Origin of the sequence: Sporocytophaga myxococcoides, assembly GCF_000775915.1 — a bacterium.
GTDB classification, from domain to species: Bacteria; Bacteroidota; Bacteroidia; order Cytophagales; family Cytophagaceae; genus Sporocytophaga; species Sporocytophaga myxococcoides_A.
The window spans coordinates 26,784-45,775 of sequence record NZ_BBLT01000002.1 but is presented as its reverse complement, the minus strand read 5'-3'; the positions used below and the strand labels follow the sequence as shown (position 1 = coordinate 45,775).

The following is an 18,992-nucleotide window of genomic DNA, read 5'->3' as shown; positions in this document are numbered from 1 at the left end:
AAAGGATCTGATTTTTAGAATTCGAAACCTGAAGATCTACCAAGATAAGTCATAACACATCTGAAGCCTATGTATGACTTTGTAGTGTCCTGATACTCGAAAGTACGTGTTCCGGTTTCAAGGAAGTATGCAATATCTTTCCAAGATCCACCACGAATAATCTTTCTAGGCTCATCGTCATCATAGTAAGTTGGGTTAAGATCCCAAACTACAGGAACAGCGGCATCATAATAAGCGTCTTCACACCACTCTGATACGTTTCCTGCCATATCGTACAGACCGAAGTCATTTGAAAAGTAAGAAGCAACTGGTGAGCTATACATGAAACCATCATCATAATAGTTTCCTCTTCCTGGTTTGAAGTTAGCAAGCATACATCCCTTTGCATTTCTGATGTATGGGTTACCCCAAGGATATTTAGCCATATCTCTTCCACCTCTAGCAGCATATTCCCACTCCGCTTCTGATGGCAATCTGAAGTTTGGCATTTTCCAAAGTCCTTGCTCTGCTCTCCAGTTATTCATGTGCTTAGTTCTCCACTCGCAGAAATATCTTGCAGCGAACCAATCAACACCAACTACTGGATATTCGTCAAACGCAGGGTGAGCATAGTAATATTCCATCATTGGATCACCCATGTGGTGCGCAAAATCCTTTACCCAAACAGCTGTGTCAGGATACAATTCAGTTCTGATATATTGTTCACCCAATACGTCAACTGAATCGCTTAACATTACATCAATGAATTGTCTGTACTCATTGTTTGTAATTTCGGTTTCGTCCATATAGAAACCACCGATGGTCACCTGTTTGTTAAGGTTAATTTGAGTAGCCGGAACATCCTGATCCGCCTGCCCCATGTGGAAAGTCCCCGACGGACATGTTGTCATACCGTATGGCACCGTCATAACCCATCCTTCTCTTCCCTGAACGCCGACTAGGTCTCCTCCTCCATCGGAGGTACCTCGTCCACATCCCTGAATAAGAATAGAGGCTCCGAACAGTGCAATGTAGCAGAGACTTCTGATAACACCTATTTTATTCATAATACACTTGTTTAATTTTCTTTTGTAAATTTTTTGATAATAAATTGTGTTTTAAATTACTAAATTTTTATTTCTTAAACGAACTTTTTTCATCTCAATTATAAAAGTCCAAAAAAAACTCAAATAATTGATAAAATGTTTAGAAATGTTGTACAAGTTCTATAAAAAATTTCAATATTCCAAAATTTTGTTAATTTTCTTCGTGCCTGTATCTTGGCGTTCTGATCTTAGGTTTAGGTAATTCCCAAGGTGTCGGAACTATATAGGAAAGCATAATCTCGTGGGATGTTCTTTTTTTGGCTTTTACGCCGTTTGTTACAAAATCAAATGCATAACCGACTCTTAACGCATTCATATTTTGTTTATTCTTCAAAAGGTTTATTCCAACATATAATATTATATCATCGTTGGAAAGCGTTTTGCCACCCTGATCTACATCTCTTTTCGCAAAAGACTGACGCGCATTCAGGCCCAACCAGAATTTTTCATTATATGTCCCCAATGCTCCAAATAGGTATGTAAGCTGGTTCATATCTGTCTGAAAAAATGCAGAAGGTGTTATCTTAAGAGTAGGGCCTATATCAAAATTATAAGAACCACTAATATAAAGGTGATTTGCCAATTTCGAATTAATCACATCGGATTTGTAAGAAAGTTTGGTTTCACCCAAATGGTCAAAACTTACTCCTCCGCTGAATTTTTTACTCTGATACCAAAAACCTACGCCAAAATCTGGTTTTGTCTGACGTATTCTATTAATGCCATCTCTAGTAAGATCTTCATAAATAGGATCGTTCTCCTGCACAACTTTGTACCAATCAGTTCTCACTCTGGTTGAGTAGACACCAGCACGAGCACCAACACCCAATACGCCTTCTTTAATTTTAAAATGGTAAGAACCTGAAAGCTGAAACTCTGTATTATTAAGTGGACCAAGATTATCATTTACCAGATGTACGCCCAAACCCATCCTCTTATTAAAAAAGGGAAGTAGAGAAGAGCCACTTAATACCGTACTATATGGTGCAGAACCTCTATATTGTGTTGGCTGATATGCAAGCCATTGAACCCTGTTCAGAAGGGTAAATCTCGTTAGTCCTTCAGTACCAGCAAAACCCGGATTATAATAAAGGGTATTGAACATATACTGACTGAACTGAGCATCCTGTTGAGCAAAACCAGCAGATACAAAGATCAGAAAGAAAAACACAGATAGTTTAATTCTTTTCATAAAAGACACCTTGGGATAATAAATCCAGTTTCAAAACTAAATATTTTTAAATTAAATATAAATAAAATTAAAAAAGAAATAAACACTTCTTCTCCAATGAGGGATTTTGATAACTAGGTTGCCTTACCTCTTACGGATAATTTTACTTAATGTTATTGGCTTTCTTTATATATAGCTCTAAGGCTCCGGTCATTGATGGCGCATTGGGTAGCGGAGCTTCAATGTCCAATATTAATCCTGCATCTTTAACCGCCTTTGCCGTAGTAGGACCAAATGCCGCTATCCTTGTTTTATTCTGCTTGAATTCAGGAAAATTGGTAAATAGTGAGTTAATCCCTGAAGGACTAAAGAATGCTATTATATCATAATTAACTTCAGCAAGGTCAGACAAATCACTAGGAACTGTCTCATAAATTACTGCTTCGCTGAATTTAAACCCGTTATCTTTAAGAAATAAAGGAATTTCCTCTTTTCTGATATTGGAACAAGGATATAAATAGAATTCGTTTTTATGCTTTTTCAGAATTTCCTCAAGATCTTTTGCAGTTTTTTGACCTACAAAAATCTTTCTCTTTCTAATTACTATATACTTCTGAAGGTAGTTTGCTGTTTGCTCAGAAATACAAAAATATTTCATTTCTGCCGGCACTTCTATTCTTCCCTCCGCACAAAGCCTAAAAAAATTATCAACTGCATTACGGCTTGTGAAGATAACTGCGGAATGTGCGAGTATCTCTATCTTTTGCTTTTTAAACTCTTTGAAATCGAGCGCCTTAATCTCAATAAACGGCCTAAAATCAATTTTCAGTTTATACTTCTCAGCTAAACCGTAATAAGGCGACTTATCGTCTGTCGGTTTGGGTTGTGTTACTAAGATACTTGATACTTTTGTATATCTATCCTTTAGCTCTTTTTCTTTAATTTCACTCATTATCTCAATACCTTATTAATATTTTATAACGTCAGATGCCAATAGTTTAGTAATTACAATAAAAGGCAGTATTTCACTGATACAAAGGTAAGAAAATAAATAAAGATTTCTATAGTTGGAAAACTTAAATATGATATAGGAAACCTTTAGTATTAACAGAAAGAAGATTATCAATAAAATAATTGTCAGAGCCGTTATGGACATAAATGGATGAAAATTATTAATTGATAACAAAATTAAAACAACTGGAACCACAAAAAGATTGACTTTGAGCATAATAGATAAAAACTCATAAAAATGAAGGGTAATGAGTCTATTAAGGTCAAATATCCAACCGAGGAAGGTAATTAATAAATATTTAATTATAATAAGAAAGATTATCACCAAAGTTGACAATGCAAACTGTGAGAATAAAGACAAATTCGGGGTTTTGACTAACGTAAGAAATTTTACAAAGTTTTCGCTTTCTTTGTTTGAAAATATCAGAATACTAAGAGAAAATGCGTTTAAAATAATAACCAGCAAGAGTGGAAAATCAATAATACGACTATTCAACAACTCTTCTGAAGCGCTTAGTGAAAATTCAGATTTTTGAAAAAAGAGAGAAAACGATTTGGGAAATCTGTTTTTCAAAATTGCAATAATGGCAAATGAACTTATAAAAAGCGCCATCACCAAGTCTCCTAGAAAATTTTGCCTTTTAGCCTCTATTTTAATTGCGGGCGCTAATTCTACTTCTTTTTCAGGAAAATAGCCTATAAAAACAGCTCCTTCATTAAATGAAGCGTCCGGTTGATATATGGTAAGTAAATCCTTCCTGCTTATCGTAGCATTGTTTAGAAGGTCTTTTACGGGAATGGCAATATCCTGATATTTAGTTTCTATATTTGTATAATACAATTTATTATTTACAAACAAAGATAACTTAGGAGCTGCCTTTACCCGAAGGTGATAATTAGCATATTTATCCAGATTGATCCATTGAAAAACGAAATGGCTTTTTTGGGATTTTTCTCTTATGAAAGGGACATAACCATTAATATCTGCATTATAAATTTTCCAATCTGAGCTTAGATCTTTTACAATTTTAAATTCATTTTCAGCAGAATTACCCCATTGAGGAAGCAAGGTTGCCAAAATTAAAAATAAAATACTCTTAATGTTGCCTATTATGTTTTTAGATTTATGCACTAGCATTTTCTCTCTTTGATCTCAAATAAAAGATTTCAATTACTCCTGTAACTAAAAAACCATATCCTACCATTAAAAATAGTAAATAGTTATTTTCCAGATTAGAAAAGACATTAACTCCTAATATGGCAAAAAGGTTAATCAAAGCAAGTAAAAATACTGTCATTACTTGAGAAAAGCCAAGATCCATAAGTCTATGGTGAATATGATTTTTATCCGGAGAGAAAGGAGATGCCCCATTTAGAATCCTTAGCATAAAAACTCTAAGAGTATCCATAATGGGAATTATTAATACTGCAATTGCAATGGATGGAGAAGCGTCAAATGCCTCCATTCTTACAAACTGTATTCCCAAAATTGATAAAATGAATCCAGATACCAAAGAACCAGTATCCCCCATAAATATAATAGCTTTGTGAAAGTTATACCTTAAAAATCCTATTATTGAACCCAATAAGCTAAACGCGACATAAGAATATTCACCAAAGGCTTCTCCTCCATACAAATAAAAATAAACTCCAAATGCAGAAGTGATAATCATTACAATTACTCCTGCAAGTCCATCAACGCCATCAATGAGGTTAATAGCATTTGTAATACCTATAATTACAAGAAAAGTCACGACATAACTAATACCATGATCTACTTCATATAATCCCAGCATACCTTTAAAGTCCGATATTCTTATATCTGCAACAAACATTACAATACCTGCTGCAAGTACCTGAACAAAAAACTTCTTAAATGCAGAAACGGGAACAACATCATCTTTTAATCCAATAAAAAATATGATTATGGAACCTGCCAAAACTTGTTGTACACCATTTTCCAGTGAGCCGAAAATGGTTAATGCCGACATAAATCCTGCAAAGATCGCTAGTCCTCCCAAACGGGGGGTCAAAGATTCGTGGACGGTGCGTAAATTTGGTTCATCCAATAATTTTTTGATGTGCGCAACATAAATTATTGATGGAATTGCAAATACTGCGATCAGAAAGGCCCAACAAAACGAAAGGACTGAATTATAAAGCATGCACTTTGAGAAAGAAACAAAATAACTAAAACCTGCTAATTATACCAAAATGAACCTTAGAAAGATTCAAACTTAATTTCTGTTCTCTGGATTGCCCAAGAGAATAAACGAAATTAAATACACCTGCTCCTGTTGTGAAAGACACGCCTAGTCCAAAACCAAATGGGAAGTCGTCCTTAAACGAAGGATTTACAGCATTCGACACATATCCCTGATCATAAAATACGAGCAAATAAGACGTTGGATCCGTAAAATACCGGTATTCGACGGAGGCAATCCCAAATGTTGATGCATAGTAATTCAATTCATTAAATCCTCTTAAAGATTTAAGTCCTCCTACCCTGTATAAGTCATTAATAAACAAGGTGTTTTTGTCATTAAAAATCTTCGCAGCTTCAAGCTTTGTAAATATTACTGACTTGGCTTTCAACGCAAAGAATCTGTTTACTAAAATATTACATGAATATTGGATAGATTTTTTGTCAAGCTGATCATACAATTCACGCTTAACTAATGCATTCTCCCTTAAAACTTTATTTCCGAGAGAAAGCTGTACATCAAAAATCCAACCCTTATGAGGATAAAATATATCATCCAGATTATTCCAATTATAACTTAGTCCATAGGTATAATAATTATAATCTGACATTAGTAAAAGAGTAGTATCAGTCCCTAAATAACTGGAAAACTGTCTAGAAGTCTTGAGTCCTGTAAAAAAACTAACTCTTGATCTTACCGACAAAGCACTTGACACGTTTATTCCTCGATATACTGTAAGGAATAAGCTATCCTGATTCAACAAATTAAAATTCAAACGAAGATCAAGATTTGAGCCCAGCAGCTTTGGGTGGTAATAGGCAGTATTCAGCGTCTGAGAAGAAGCTTTTAATTTCTTCCATTCCAACAACACGCCTTTTCCTGTACCAAATACATTTTTAAGGTTCAAATTGAGCTCTCCAGTAATCAGTATTTTTTTTCCCCCGCCTTCATTTGGCAGAAAACCAATAATACCATCTGCCTGATTGATTTTCTTATCTTCCAAAAATATAGTTACAGTTGCCTTTCCACTTCTGAACTCTACAACTGGAGGTCTGGCGACCCTTACAAAACCGAGTGCGGATATTATTTTATCAGCTTCTAGTACCTTTTTCTGGCTAAATGGCTGTCCTTTTTCAATATGAAGTTCACGCATAAGATACCTGGTCTTGACCTTACTGCTTCCCACAACAACAATAGAATCAAAAACTATTATTGGTCCCTTTTCATAATTCAGAACACCATACAAGCTATTCCCTTCAATCATAAATGAATCGATCTGAAGTGAAGCAAATGGATAGCCATGGTCTTCCAGATAAGTCAACAAATCATTTTCAAACTCAAGAAACTGATCAATATTGAAAAGCTTATTATGATAGTACTTTTCATGGAATTCTGCTTTGCTTAGAATTATTGGATTAATATTTCCTTTTTTCAGGGCTGCCCATTTGAATTGCTCACCCATAGAAATAAATGATAACAACGTATCTCCATGAGTTGCGAATGAATCGACCGAAGCCTGAAGATAGGCTTGTTTGTGTAATTTTTGTATGACTTCTTTTACTTCAAGTACAGCACTGATCGAATCTCTAAACGAAGTTTTATAATCAGGTATTAAGCCATTATTTTCACAGAAAAAGGAAAGAAAAATACGGGTGCTATCTCTTTGTCCATAAGAAAAGAGAGAAGATAAGAATAAGACAAAGAGAATTAAAAAGTTTTTCAACACGTTTATACTAACGAAAGTAAACCGTAAAATTACTATTTTCAATCCAGGATTAATTTTGCAAAGAAAATAAATGTCAGGAATTTATATCCATATTCCCTTTTGCAGACAGGCTTGTCATTATTGCGACTTCCATTTCTCAACGAATTTATCACTCAAGGAAAAAATGGTAGAAGCTATTTGCATGGAGCTGAAACAAAGGAAAAGCTACATTAATGAAAATATTAATACCATTTACTTTGGAGGAGGAACGCCTTCTTTACTTCTTGTCGACGAAATTAGAAAAATTATAGACGAAGTAAAGAGCCACTATAAGATTGATGATAATGCTGAAGTAACAATTGAAGTAAATCCTGATGACATTACACAAAAATATTTAAAAGGAATAAAACAAGCTGGTATAAACAGGCTTAGTATTGGCGTTCAGGCATTTCAGGACAATTTGTTAACATTATTAAACAGAGCTCATAACAGTAAAAAGGCAATTAACTCTATTGAAGAGGCAAGAGAACAAGGCTTTTACAATATTACTGCTGATCTTATATATGGAATACCAGGGCTTGACAAAGGAAAGTGGGAAGATAATATTCAAACACTTGTGGATCTTGGTATTCCTCATATTTCTGCTTATGCGCTAACGATTGAAGAGAAAACTGTTTTAGGCAAACGATTGAAAAAAGGGAAGTTTTCCCCAGAGGAAGAAGAAAATGTTGCACTTCAATTTGAAGATCTTGTATCCAAATTAGAAAAGGCGTCATATGAACAATATGAGATCAGCAACTTTGCCAAAGAAGGTAACATTGCTCGTCATAATAGCAGTTATTGGCTTGGAGCTCACTATTTAGGTCTTGGACCTTCTGCCCATTCGTATAATGGTATATCAAGACAATACAATATCAGCAATAATCATAAATATATTGAAGGAATAACCACCTCAAAACCAGAGTTTACAATAGAACATTTAACAGATCTGGATAAAGCGAATGAATATTTTCTTACCAGATTGCGCACCAAATGGGGATGTGACTTAAGAGAAATAAAACAAAAGTTTAATCTTGAGGTAAATTATTATATAGATACTGCAAAATCATTCATTGAGGATGGCTTTATGATTAAAGAAGATAATTTTTTAAAGCTGACACCCAAGGGAAAATTGATAGCAGATAAAATCACGGAGGCATTCTTTATCATATGAAGAAAATCAGTTGTATGGGGGAAAATAAATTTAAAAATGTTATATTTGTTGTGGTATGACTGCCCAAATGACAAGCGATCAGAAAAAGGCCTTTCTTCTTCTTAAATCAATAATTTTCAATTATCATGGTTTAAATGAAGATGAACAGGCGATTTTAAAAGCAACAGCTCAAAATTTAAGTGCGGCTGAAGAATTAAAATGGGCTGAAGATTTTATTGGTAGTGATGTTTTCACTGCTTTTGAAAGAGCTCGCGAATTTTTCAATGCAACCATTGGAACCTATGATACTCAGACTAAGCTTTCCTATCTGAATATGGTTTGGGAAGCTACTAATTCAAAAGGGTTTATCAGTGAAATGGAGGCAACCGCCATTCTAAAACTTGCAAGAGACTGGGGAGTTCAAAAAGAACTTCTGACTTTGGTAAGAAAATAATTTATTTCTCCTCTTTCAAAATCCGCCAACATATTTTCTCTTATATGGTTCTCCTTACTGACGGTATTTCTGATCAGTAAAGACGGATGAATTATCAGCCTATTGAGAATTATGCAATCATTGGAGATTTAAATACAATCGCTCTTGTAGGCCTCAATGGGTCTATCGATTTTTTGTGTTTTCCTTATTATGATTCTCCATCAATTTTCGCTGCCCTCTTAGACTATAGAGAAGGAGGTTATTTCAAAATCCATCCTATTATTCAGGAAGAAGTTAAAAATAAGCAAATGTATCTTCCCGGTACCAACGTTTTGCTTACACGATTTCTGTTTGTAGACGGAGTAGGAGAAATTACAGATTACATGCCCATGGAAGGCATTGTGAATGGCAATGAACTAGTCAGAAGAGTGTCCTGTATTAGGGGAAACATACGATTTAAAATGGAATGCAGACCCCGCTTTAACTATGGCCGGGATAAACATACTGCACACAAAAAAAATCACAATTTTGAAATACTGTTCGAAAGTCAGGGTGAAACGCCCTTGAAGCTAAGGCTCAAAAGCTCTGTGCCATTACATATTTCGGAAAATGATGGATATGCTGAATTCTCCTTAAAAGAAGGAGAACGTGCTGATTTTATACTTGAAGATATTTCTAAAGAAGATCCTCCAAATATTTCCCTGGGAGACTTTATCACTAAAACATTCTTTGATACTGTAAAATACTGGAGAGATTGGATATCAAAATCTACCTATAAAGGAAGATGGCTTGAGGCAATTCAGCGATCTGCATTAACGCTTAAGTTGCTCTGCAGCGCAAAGTTCGGATCTATCATAGCAAGTCCAACCTTTGGACTACCAGAATTCATCGGAGGCAACAGAAACTGGGACTACAGATACTGCTGGATAAGGGATTCAGCATTTTGTCTATATGCCCTTATAAAAACCGGATATAATAAAGAGGCTCAAGACTTTATAAAATGGATTCATCATGAATGCCGTGATATAGGAAATCCCGGTCATTTGCATCTTATGTATACTGTAGCAGGCGACAGCAACCCACTGGAAACAACACTAGAAAACTTTGAAGGATACAAAGGCTCTGCACCTGTAAGGATTGGGAATAATGCCACACAACAATTGCAATTGGATATATATGGAGAGTTGTTAGACTCTGTGTATTTATATAACAAATATGTTGAACCAATAAGCTATGATTTCTGGAATAATCTGGTATTTCAAATCAACTGGCTTACAGATAACTGGAAAAGAGAAGACAATGGAATATGGGAGGTTAGGGGACGAATAAAGCATTTTTTATTTTCTCGCCTCATGTGCTGGGTAGCATTTGACAGAGCTATTAAGATTGCAGAATCAAGGTCTTTCCCATATCCTGAAACATGGAAAACCGAAAGAAATAAAATATATCAAAGCATCTTTAGTGAATTCTGGGATGATGACTTAAAAGGATTTGTTCAGTACCAAGGCGCAAAAACTGTTGATGCCTCCTGCTTGTTTATGCCCATTATCAAATTTATCAGCCCTATTGATCCCCGATGGCTTCAGACCATGGAAGCAATCGAAAAGGAGCTTGTTTCAGATTCCCTTGTTTATCGCTATATTCCAGAAATCGCTGCACCTGACGGAGTGGGAGGAAGAGAAGGAACATTCTCCATGTGTACTTTCTGGTATGTAGAATGTCTTTCCAGATCAGGTCAGTTGCAGAAAGCGCAGTTTTATTTTGAAAAAATGCTGGGATATGCAAACCATGTAGGTATTTTCTCAGAACAATTGGGGTTCATGGGGGAACATCTTGGAAATTTTCCTCAGGCCTTTAGCCATGCTGGCCTTATCAGTGCAGCTTTACACCTCAATGCCCAGCTGGACAAAGTATGCAAAACCGATACTGATCCGGAATTTTTTCTTTAATAAAATTATCTCCAATTTTACCATATTAACTCTTCCGAAAAATGTATTTAAGATTTTTTTCTATAACTCTTTTACTGCTGTTTACATTTCATTGCGGACTATCTCAGATCAAATCCTTTACAAAATACGATACACTGCGCGGAAGCCTTTCTCGGGAAAGAACATGTTATGATGTTCACTTTTATAACTTAAAGCTTAATATTGATCCCGATAAAAAATATATCAATGGCAGTAATTCAATTTACTTTAAAATAATAGAACCCACTGCCAAAATACAAATAGATCTGTCTTCAAGACTTACTATTGACAGCATATTACATCAAAAGGGGCATCTTCACTTTGAACGAGACAGCAATGCTGTTTTTATCAATTTTAAAAAAGCACTACCAAATAATTCATCAGATTCCATAACCATTTATTATTCCGGAAGTCCTGCTGAAGCAAGTAATCCACCCTGGGAAGGAGGCTTTGTATGGACAAAAGATGCTCAGGGTAAACCCTGGATAGGTGTGGCCTGTGAAGGGGACGGAGCAAGTCTTTGGTGGCCTTGTAAGGATCATCCTTCAGACGAAGCAGACAGTGTTCAAATGGCGTTTTCAGTACCGAAAGGCTTAACATGTATAAGTAATGGAAATCTGGAAAAGGAAGTTTCCGGAAAGGATTTTAATACATATATCTGGAAAGTCCATTATCCCATAAATAATTATAATGTGACTCTAAATATTGGGAATTATGCAGAGGTCAAAGATGAGTATGTACGACCAGACAACAGTATATTGGATCTTAGGTATTACGTTTTACAATACAACGAAGCTAAGTCATGGGATTATTTCCAACAGGTAAAACCCATGCTAAAATGCTTTGAACATTATTTTGGTAAATACCCATTTCCTAAAGATGGTTATGCAATAGTTGAAACACCCTATCTGGGGATGGAACATCAAAGCGCTATTTCCTATGGGAATAAATTCAGGAAAAACATGCTCGGATACGACTATATCGTTATCCATGAAAGTGCACATGAATGGTGGGGTAACAACGTCACTGCGTGTGATCATGGAGACCTCTGGATTCAGGAATCCTTTACGACTTATGCAGAAGCATTATTTGTCGAGTGTATATTTGACTTTAACACATCTGTAAAATACCTGTTACGACAACGAAATTATATTAAAAATAGTGAGCCAATAAAAGGTCCATCAAATGTTAATTACCACTATTGGAAAGATTCGGATATGTACTATAAAGGCTCATGGATGCTTCATACATTACGATCTGTAATTGACAATGACAGTCTTTGGTTTTCTATCCTAAAGGAAATACAGGATCAATTTTCACAAAAACAGATCTGTTCTGATGAACTCATTAATTTTATTTCTCAAAAAGGAATGATTAACTTACGACCATTCTTTAATCAGTATCTTTTACATACCGCTATACCTGTTTTAAAATACAAAATTGAAAGGAAAAAAGGCAAATATTACCTTATTTACAAGCTGAATGCTTCAGAAAAAGACTTTGCCCTTCCCATAAAAATAAAGAGCAAAAATGGAAACACTATAAAAATTATAGCAGAAAACATAGTCAAAAAAGTTGAAATTGAAGAAAACAGTATAGAAGATTTTAAAATCCCCACAGACTTATATTATATTAGCGTAGAAAAATTAAACTAACATGAATAAATCAATTACCAGAACATTAGTTGTATTTATCCTGATGCTTGGCATTTCATTTTCAGGATATTCACAAAAGAAGAAAAGTTCTTCTAAAGGGAATCAGGCATTTTCAAGAAATGACCTTACACTTGGTTTAAAACTTGGAGACCCAACCGGTGTCACTTTAAAACAGTACATGGATAATAAAGCTCTGGAGTTTGTATTCGGATTCCCTGTTTGGGGTGGTTCGCATTATGCAGACAGATATTATGACAGAAAATACGATTACGACTATAGAGGTCACGGATATTATACTGGCCGTTACGGTTATAACTATTTTGGTATGGCTCTGCAGGTACATTATCTATGGAGATTCCCAATAGGGGACATCGATGGATTTACATGGCATATAGGGTTTGGAGGACAGGTGAGATATAATACTTTCGTAGTCCCTGTGCGTCAGTATTATGACAACTTTGGAAACTACTACTATGCTGAAGACAGAGTTCACACGATTGATATTGGCCCAGATGTAGTTGGTGGAGTCGAATATGCATTAAAACAGGCTCCAATAACTTTCTTTGCAGATGCAAACGTATTTATTGCTTTCTTGCGCTATCCATATGTGACAGGTCAGGGAGGTATCGGTGGAAGATTCAGCTTCGGTAAATAATTTCTTACATAACGGATTTATAAATTGCCGTCTTTTCTTAGAAAAAGACGGCAATTTTTTTTAGCTATTTTCCACTTTTAAAGAAGCTTTTCCGTTAACTTAGGTATGATTTTAACCTATATAAATTTAAAACCAACAACAATAATAAAACTTTTAGAAAGCTATTATTTAACTTTTTTATGTCTTTAAAAACATTACTATCAGGCAGTAAGATAAAAGTTATCTTGTCCTCAGTATTAGCTATAGCAGCAATAGGCGGAGGCGTCTACTGGTATGCTTCAAAAAACAAAGCTAAAGGCGAATACAAATTCAATCCGGCATTTAAAGCCTATGTCAGTTCTTTCACTGGCGGAATTATTTCCAGGGAATCCCCTATTCGGGTTTCATTTATATCTGAAATTGTAAAACAAGAAGAGATTAATACTCCTCTTCAGAGTGACTTATTCAGATTCTCTCCATCAATTAAGGGTACTACAAAATGGATAGATAAAAGTACTATTGAATTTGTTCCGGAAGAACCTCTTAATCCTGGTCAATCTTTTGAGGCTAAATTTGAAATAGGTGAAGTCATACAAATGCCTGAAGACCTTCAGACTTTTGAATTCGCATTTCAGACCATCCCTCAGACCTTTGATGTCTATGTAGAAGGGCTAAGGACTTATGATGTTACAAACCTTGCCTCTCAGAAATTGCTTGGAATACTCAGTACTGCTGATGTAACAGACAATGCGACACTAGAAAAAGTATTAACTGCAAGCCAGGATGGTAAAGCACTCTCCATTAGCTGGACACACGAAAACGACAGAAAAACCCATAGATTCCAGGTTGAAAAGATCCAAAGAAAAGAAGTGGCAGGAACTGTTGTTTTAACATGGAACGGCGCCCCTATTCAATCAGAAACTAAAGGCACTGAAACTATTGAGATTCCTGCAATAGGGGAATTTTCCATTACATCTGCAAGAGCAGTACAAGGCGAAGAACAATATGCGGAAATTCAATTCTCTGACCCTCTTGATCAAAACCAGGACCTTCAAGGTCTCATACAAATATCAGATGTTCCTGATTTCAATATAGTAAAAGATGAAAATGTATTAAAGCTATACCCTCCGGTAAGACAAATCGGCAATAAAACCATTACTGTAAATCAAGGCATTAAAAATATCAAAGGTAAAGCGTTAGGAAAAACACAAAACCTTGATATTAACTTTGAGGAAATAAAACCTTCTGTTAAACTAACCGGCAAAGGAGTCATTCTTCCAAGCACTGATGGCTTAATATTCCCTTTTGAAGCAGTAAGCTTGAAATCCGTTAATGTAAAAATCATCAAGATATTCGAAAATAATGTTACGCAGTTCTTTCAAGTAAACAGATACGATGGAAACAGTGAGATTAAAAGAGTTGGAAAGGTAGTTTTAAAAAAGAACATTTCATTAAATAATACAAATCCCAATGATTATGGCAAGTGGAAAAGATACGCTCTTGATATTTCAAGCTTAATAAAAACAGAACCAGGGGCCATCTATCAAATAAAAATCGGCTTTGACAAAAAAGATATTTTTTATAGCTGTGATGCTTCTGAACAAGCAGTATCTGAAGCTACAGGTCAGACCACTCTTGAAGTCAATGATGATGATATCATTGAAGAAAACGAATCAAGCTATTGGGACTACAGTGAGGAATACTACTACTACGATGAGGAGTACGATTATTCTCAAAGAGATAATCCCTGCCACAATTCATACTATGGCGAATACAGATCTGTAACAAGAAACATTTTCGCATCAGATCTTGGCATAATTGCGAAGGCCGGCTCTTCCGGAAACCTAGTGTTTGTAGTTACCGACCTTAAAACAACCAAGCCTGTTGATGGCGCTACAGTAGAAGTGTATGACTATCAACAGCAACTTATTTCTCAGGATAAGACAAACGGAGAAGGTATTTTAACTATTGACCTCAAAAAGAAACCTTTCCTGGTTAAAGTTAAAAAAGAAGAACAGATAGGATATCTTAAGATGGATGATCAATCTGCATTAGCTGTCAGCAACTTTGACATTTCCGGAGCTAAAGTTCAGAAAGGCATTAAAGGATTTTTATATGGAGAAAGGGGTGTATGGAGACCGGGAGACTCTCTGTTTCTAACTTTTATTCTCGAAGACAAGCTTCATAACCTTCCTAAAAATCTGCCGGTAAATTTTGAATTAGCCAATCCATCGGGACAAGTAGTAAAAAAACTTGTATCCTCTAATTCAGTGGAAGGCTTTTATAATTTTAGCACAACAACTTCCCCTGAAGACCCTACAGGTAACTGGACAGCAATTGTTAAAGTTGGGGGTGCCACCTTCAACTATCCGCTAAAAATAGAAACTGTAATGCCAAACAGGCTTAAAATAAATCTTGATTTTGGCAAAGATAAAATCACAGCAGGAGGATCATCCATGAAAGGGGATCTAAATGTAAAATGGCTGCATGGTGCTGTTGCCAGGAATCTTGAGACTGATGTGACTGTTCAACTTGCAAAAGGAGAAACTAAGTTTAATAAATATTCTGATTTCATTTTTGATGATCCTGGAAAAAAATACGAAGGAGAACCTATAGAAGTCTTTAAAGGAAAAATTGACCAGAACGGTAACGCATCTGTCAATGTGCATCTAGATGCCGGTGATAATGCACCGGGAATGATGACAGCCAACTTCAAGGTAAGAGTAATGGAAGAAGGAGGAGCTTCAAGTATTGACAGGTTTTCAATGCCTTATTATCCATTTACATCCTTCACAGGTATAAGAGTTCCTGAGGGCGATAAGTCGAGAAATATGCTCCTTACTGATACTTCTCATACAATTGATATCGTCAGCCTTGACCCTAATGGAAATCTTGTTTCAGGAAGAAACATTCAGATGGAACTTTATAAAATAGAATGGAGATACTGGTGGGAAAAAGGTGAAGAGAATCTTTCTGCATACCTGGATAACAACTACAAACAGGCCCTAATAAGAGAGAATGTAGTTACAACAAATGGAAAGGCAAGATGGCAATTCAGAGTAAACTACCCGGAATGGGGCCGCTTTTATATACGCGCCAAGGATACGAAAAGTGGTCATAGCACCGGAAAGATTGTATTTATTGACTGGCCTGGATGGGCTGGAAACTCTAGAGAAAGAAATCAAGGTGGAGCTGCTTTACTTTCCTTCTCAGCAGATAAGGCAAAATATAATGTAGGCGAAACTGTCCGACTTTCAATTCCCGGAAGCAGTGAAGGCAGAGCCCTGGTAAGTATTGAATCGGGAGCTAAAGTACTACAGACCCAATGGCTGGAGACCAAGAAAGGGAACAACAACTTTGAATTCAAAGTTACCGAAGCAATGACTCCAAATATCTTTGTCAATGTCACTTTAATTCAACCACATGCACAAACGCTTAATGATCTTCCTATTCGTTTATATGGAATCATTCCATTAACTGTTGAAAATCCGCAAACGATACTGTCTCCCGTCATCACTATGAAAGAAGAGCTCAGACCGGAAGAAGACTTCACTGTTTCCATCAAAGAGCAAAACGGTAAGCCTATGATATATACTTTAGCTGTTGTTGATGAAGGCTTGTTGGACCTTACCCGCTTTAAAGCACCCAACCCTCATGATCACTTCTACGCTAAAGAAGCTTTGGGGGTAAATACCTGGGATATGTATGACTATGTCATAGGTGCTTATGGAGAAAGAATAGACAAGATATTAAGTATCGGTGGTGACGGTGAACTTAAAGGCAGCGAAGGAAACAAAACCAACAGATTTAAACCTGTTGTGAAGTTTATAGGACCATTCAGCCTTGCACCTGGTGGCTCGGCAACACATACTTTAAAGATGCCACAATATGTAGGATCAGTAAAAGCCATGGTGGTAGCGGGAAATCCTGATGGAGCTTATGGTAAAGCAGAAAAGGCCGTCCCTGTAAGAAAACCATTAATGGTATTAGCCACACTTCCAAGAGTCCTAGGACCTGAAGAATCTGTCGCATTACCTGTAAATATATTTGCTATGACAAAAAACGTAAAAAATGTCAATGTTACGATTAAAGCAAATAATATGTTTGAACCAGTTGCTGAGAGCTCAAAAAGCATAACATTTAATCAACCTGGAGACGAGGTCGTGAATTTTTATCTAAAAGCCAAACCGGCAGCAGGAAAAGGATCTGTTTCAGTTACTGCGACTAGTGGAAATGAAAGAGCTGAATATAACGTTGACATAGACATTCGAAATGGCAATACTGAAATTACTAAGGTTTATGAAAATGTTCTTTCCTCAAATGCCTCATGGAATTCAGACTTCACTCCATTTGGATTAGCAGGGACAAACAAAGCAACACTTGAGATCTCAGTAATACCTCCGATAAACCTGGGCAAACGTTTAAGGCATCTGGTTCATTATCCTTATGGATGCTTAGAACAAACAACATCTTCAGTATTCCCTCAACTTTATGTGCTGGAATTGATGCAACCAACAGAGGAGTTGAAAAAAATGGTTGAGAAAAATGTTAAAGCAGGTATACAGCGTCTAAAGCTGTTTCAACTACCTGATGGAGGAATGACCTATTGGCCTGGGCAGAATTATTATGATCCTTGGGCTACTAATTATGCAGGACATTTTATAGTTGAAGCCGAGAAAAAAGGATACGCACTTCCTCAAGGTTTCCTTAACAATTGGAAGAAGAGCCAGAAGAAAGAAGCACGCAACTGGAACTATGGAGCATATAATGATGACCTGACACAGGCATACAGATTGTATACTCTTGCACTTGCAGGTGATCCGGAAATTGGAGCTATGAACAGACTCAGAGAATCGAAAAGTCTTTCTTCTCCTGCAAAATGGAGACTTGCTGCAGCATACCATTTGGCTGGACAAACAGAGGTTGCCAAAAACCTGGTAAGTACTGCTTCTCTCACTATAAAAGATTACAGAGAGATGGACAATACATATGGCTCAACATTAAGAGATAAAGCGATGATTCTGGAAGTATTAAGCATCTTGAATATGAAAACACAGGCCGCTCCGCTTGCAAAAGAAATTTCAGCTGCACTATCTTCAGAAAAATGGTTAAGCACACAAGAATCGTCTTATTGTCTGATGGCCATTACAAAGTTTGCAAATGTTTCCACTCCCGGCACAAAAGTGAGTTTTGCATATTCCGTTAATAATGGCAAACAGATTAATGCAATGTCAGATATGAAAATTTCTGAAGTTGATCTTAAACCAAATGTAAACCCATTCAGCTTACAGGTTAAAAACACCAGCAATGGTGTGGCATATGCAAGAGTATTATTAACAGGTACACCAAAGCCCGGAATGGAAGAAGCTGCTGAGAACAATCTTGAAATTTCAGTACGCTATTTATCAAAAGACGGAGTTGAGATAGATGTTTATAAACTTGAGCAGGGAACTGACTTCATTGCTGAAGTTTCTATTGCAAATCCTGGCCTCAGAGGAGATTATAAGCAAATGGCCTTAAAACAAATATTCGCTTCAGGATGGGAGATTAATAACTCCCGATTGGATAACTTTACAGAAAAGACCAAAGCAGAAAAGAAGAAAAGAAGATATTATTACTATGAAGATGAAGATCCGGAAAATGAAGAGGAAGAGGAAACAACCTCTAAGGGGCTTCCATTGGCTGATGCTCCAACTTACAGAGATTTCAGGGACGACAGAGTCTACACCTTCTTTGATATAAAAGCAAATGAAAAGAAAACATTCCGGGTAATGCTGAATGCTGCATATCTTGGCAAATTCTATCTTCCTGCAACATATGCAGAAGCAATGTATGATGGTTCTATCAATGCGACTGTGCCAGGCAAATGGGTAGAAGTGTTTAAAGCTGGAGAAATTTCTCTTAAATAATTACTATAAAACTCATGAAAAGGAGA

The 18,992-nt window shown here is 36.1% G+C and carries 12 protein-coding genes; 6 read left to right on the top strand and 6 right to left on the bottom strand.

Features of this window, described 5'->3' with window-relative positions; genetic code table 11:
- Positions 1 to 14: 14 nt before the first annotated feature.
- From gldK to MYP_RS04440, 6 genes are all read right to left on the bottom strand, one after another.
- Complete coding sequence (gene gldK / locus MYP_RS04465; protein WP_028981160.1) at positions 15 to 1,046, bottom strand: gliding motility lipoprotein GldK; 1,032 nt, start codon at positions 1,044 to 1,046, stop codon at positions 15 to 17.
- A 190-nt stretch (positions 1,047 to 1,236) separates the two neighbouring features.
- Entirely contained in the window at positions 1,237 to 2,277 is a 1,041-nt protein-coding gene (locus MYP_RS04460) for a PorP/SprF family type IX secretion system membrane protein (RefSeq protein ID WP_045459342.1), read from the bottom strand.
- Between the two features lie 142 nt (positions 2,278 to 2,419).
- Positions 2,420 to 3,208: a uroporphyrinogen-III synthase gene (locus MYP_RS04455; RefSeq protein ID WP_028981158.1), complete on the bottom strand. Its 789-nt coding sequence runs from the start codon at positions 3,206 to 3,208 to the stop codon at positions 2,420 to 2,422.
- 15 nt (positions 3,209 to 3,223) lie between these two features.
- Positions 3,224 to 4,405 (bottom strand): DUF4271 domain-containing protein, encoded by a 1,182-nt coding sequence (locus MYP_RS04450; RefSeq protein WP_045459339.1) that lies wholly within the window; start codon positions 4,403 to 4,405, stop codon positions 3,224 to 3,226.
- Complete coding sequence (locus tag MYP_RS04445; RefSeq protein ID WP_045459336.1) at positions 4,392 to 5,432, bottom strand: MraY family glycosyltransferase; 1,041 nt, start codon at positions 5,430 to 5,432, stop codon at positions 4,392 to 4,394. The genes MYP_RS04450 and MYP_RS04445 overlap by 14 nt, the downstream gene beginning before the upstream one ends.
- Positions 5,433 to 5,457: 25 nt before the next feature.
- Positions 5,458 to 7,194 carry a BamA/TamA family outer membrane protein gene (locus tag MYP_RS04440; protein ID WP_156140316.1) on the bottom strand — a complete coding sequence of 579 codons (1,737 nt, stop codon included), beginning with the start codon at positions 7,192 to 7,194 and terminating at the stop codon, positions 5,458 to 5,460.
- Between the two features lie 73 nt (positions 7,195 to 7,267).
- Here MYP_RS04440 and hemW point away from each other — a divergent pair, with 73 nt between their 5' ends.
- The 6 genes from hemW to MYP_RS04410 all read left to right on the top strand — a co-directional run bounded on the left by hemW (position 7,268) and on the right by MYP_RS04410 (position 18,966).
- Positions 7,268 to 8,389: a radical SAM family heme chaperone HemW gene (gene hemW, locus MYP_RS04435; protein ID WP_045459333.1), complete on the top strand. Its 1,122-nt coding sequence runs from the start codon at positions 7,268 to 7,270 to the stop codon at positions 8,387 to 8,389.
- Positions 8,390 to 8,444: 55 nt separating this feature from the next.
- Complete coding sequence (locus tag MYP_RS04430; RefSeq protein ID WP_081990396.1) at positions 8,445 to 8,822, top strand: hypothetical protein; 378 nt, start codon at positions 8,445 to 8,447, stop codon at positions 8,820 to 8,822.
- An 86-nt stretch (positions 8,823 to 8,908) separates the two neighbouring features.
- Complete coding sequence (locus MYP_RS04425) at positions 8,909 to 10,750, top strand: glycoside hydrolase family 15 protein (RefSeq protein ID WP_045459331.1); 1,842 nt, start codon at positions 8,909 to 8,911, stop codon at positions 10,748 to 10,750.
- A 41-nt stretch (positions 10,751 to 10,791) separates the two neighbouring features.
- Positions 10,792 to 12,423, top strand: coding sequence for a M1 family metallopeptidase (locus tag MYP_RS04420; RefSeq protein WP_052429944.1), 1,632 nt, complete (start codon positions 10,792 to 10,794; stop codon positions 12,421 to 12,423).
- 1 nt (position 12,424) lies between these two features.
- On the top strand, positions 12,425 to 13,078 hold the full coding sequence (locus MYP_RS04415; RefSeq protein ID WP_045459329.1) for a hypothetical protein: 654 nt from the start codon (positions 12,425 to 12,427) through the stop codon (positions 13,076 to 13,078).
- A gap of 179 nt (positions 13,079 to 13,257) precedes the next feature.
- Positions 13,258 to 18,966 carry an alpha-2-macroglobulin family protein gene (locus tag MYP_RS04410; RefSeq protein ID WP_045459327.1) on the top strand — a complete coding sequence of 1,903 codons (5,709 nt, stop codon included), beginning with the start codon at positions 13,258 to 13,260 and terminating at the stop codon, positions 18,964 to 18,966.
- Positions 18,967 to 18,992 lie beyond the last annotated feature (26 nt).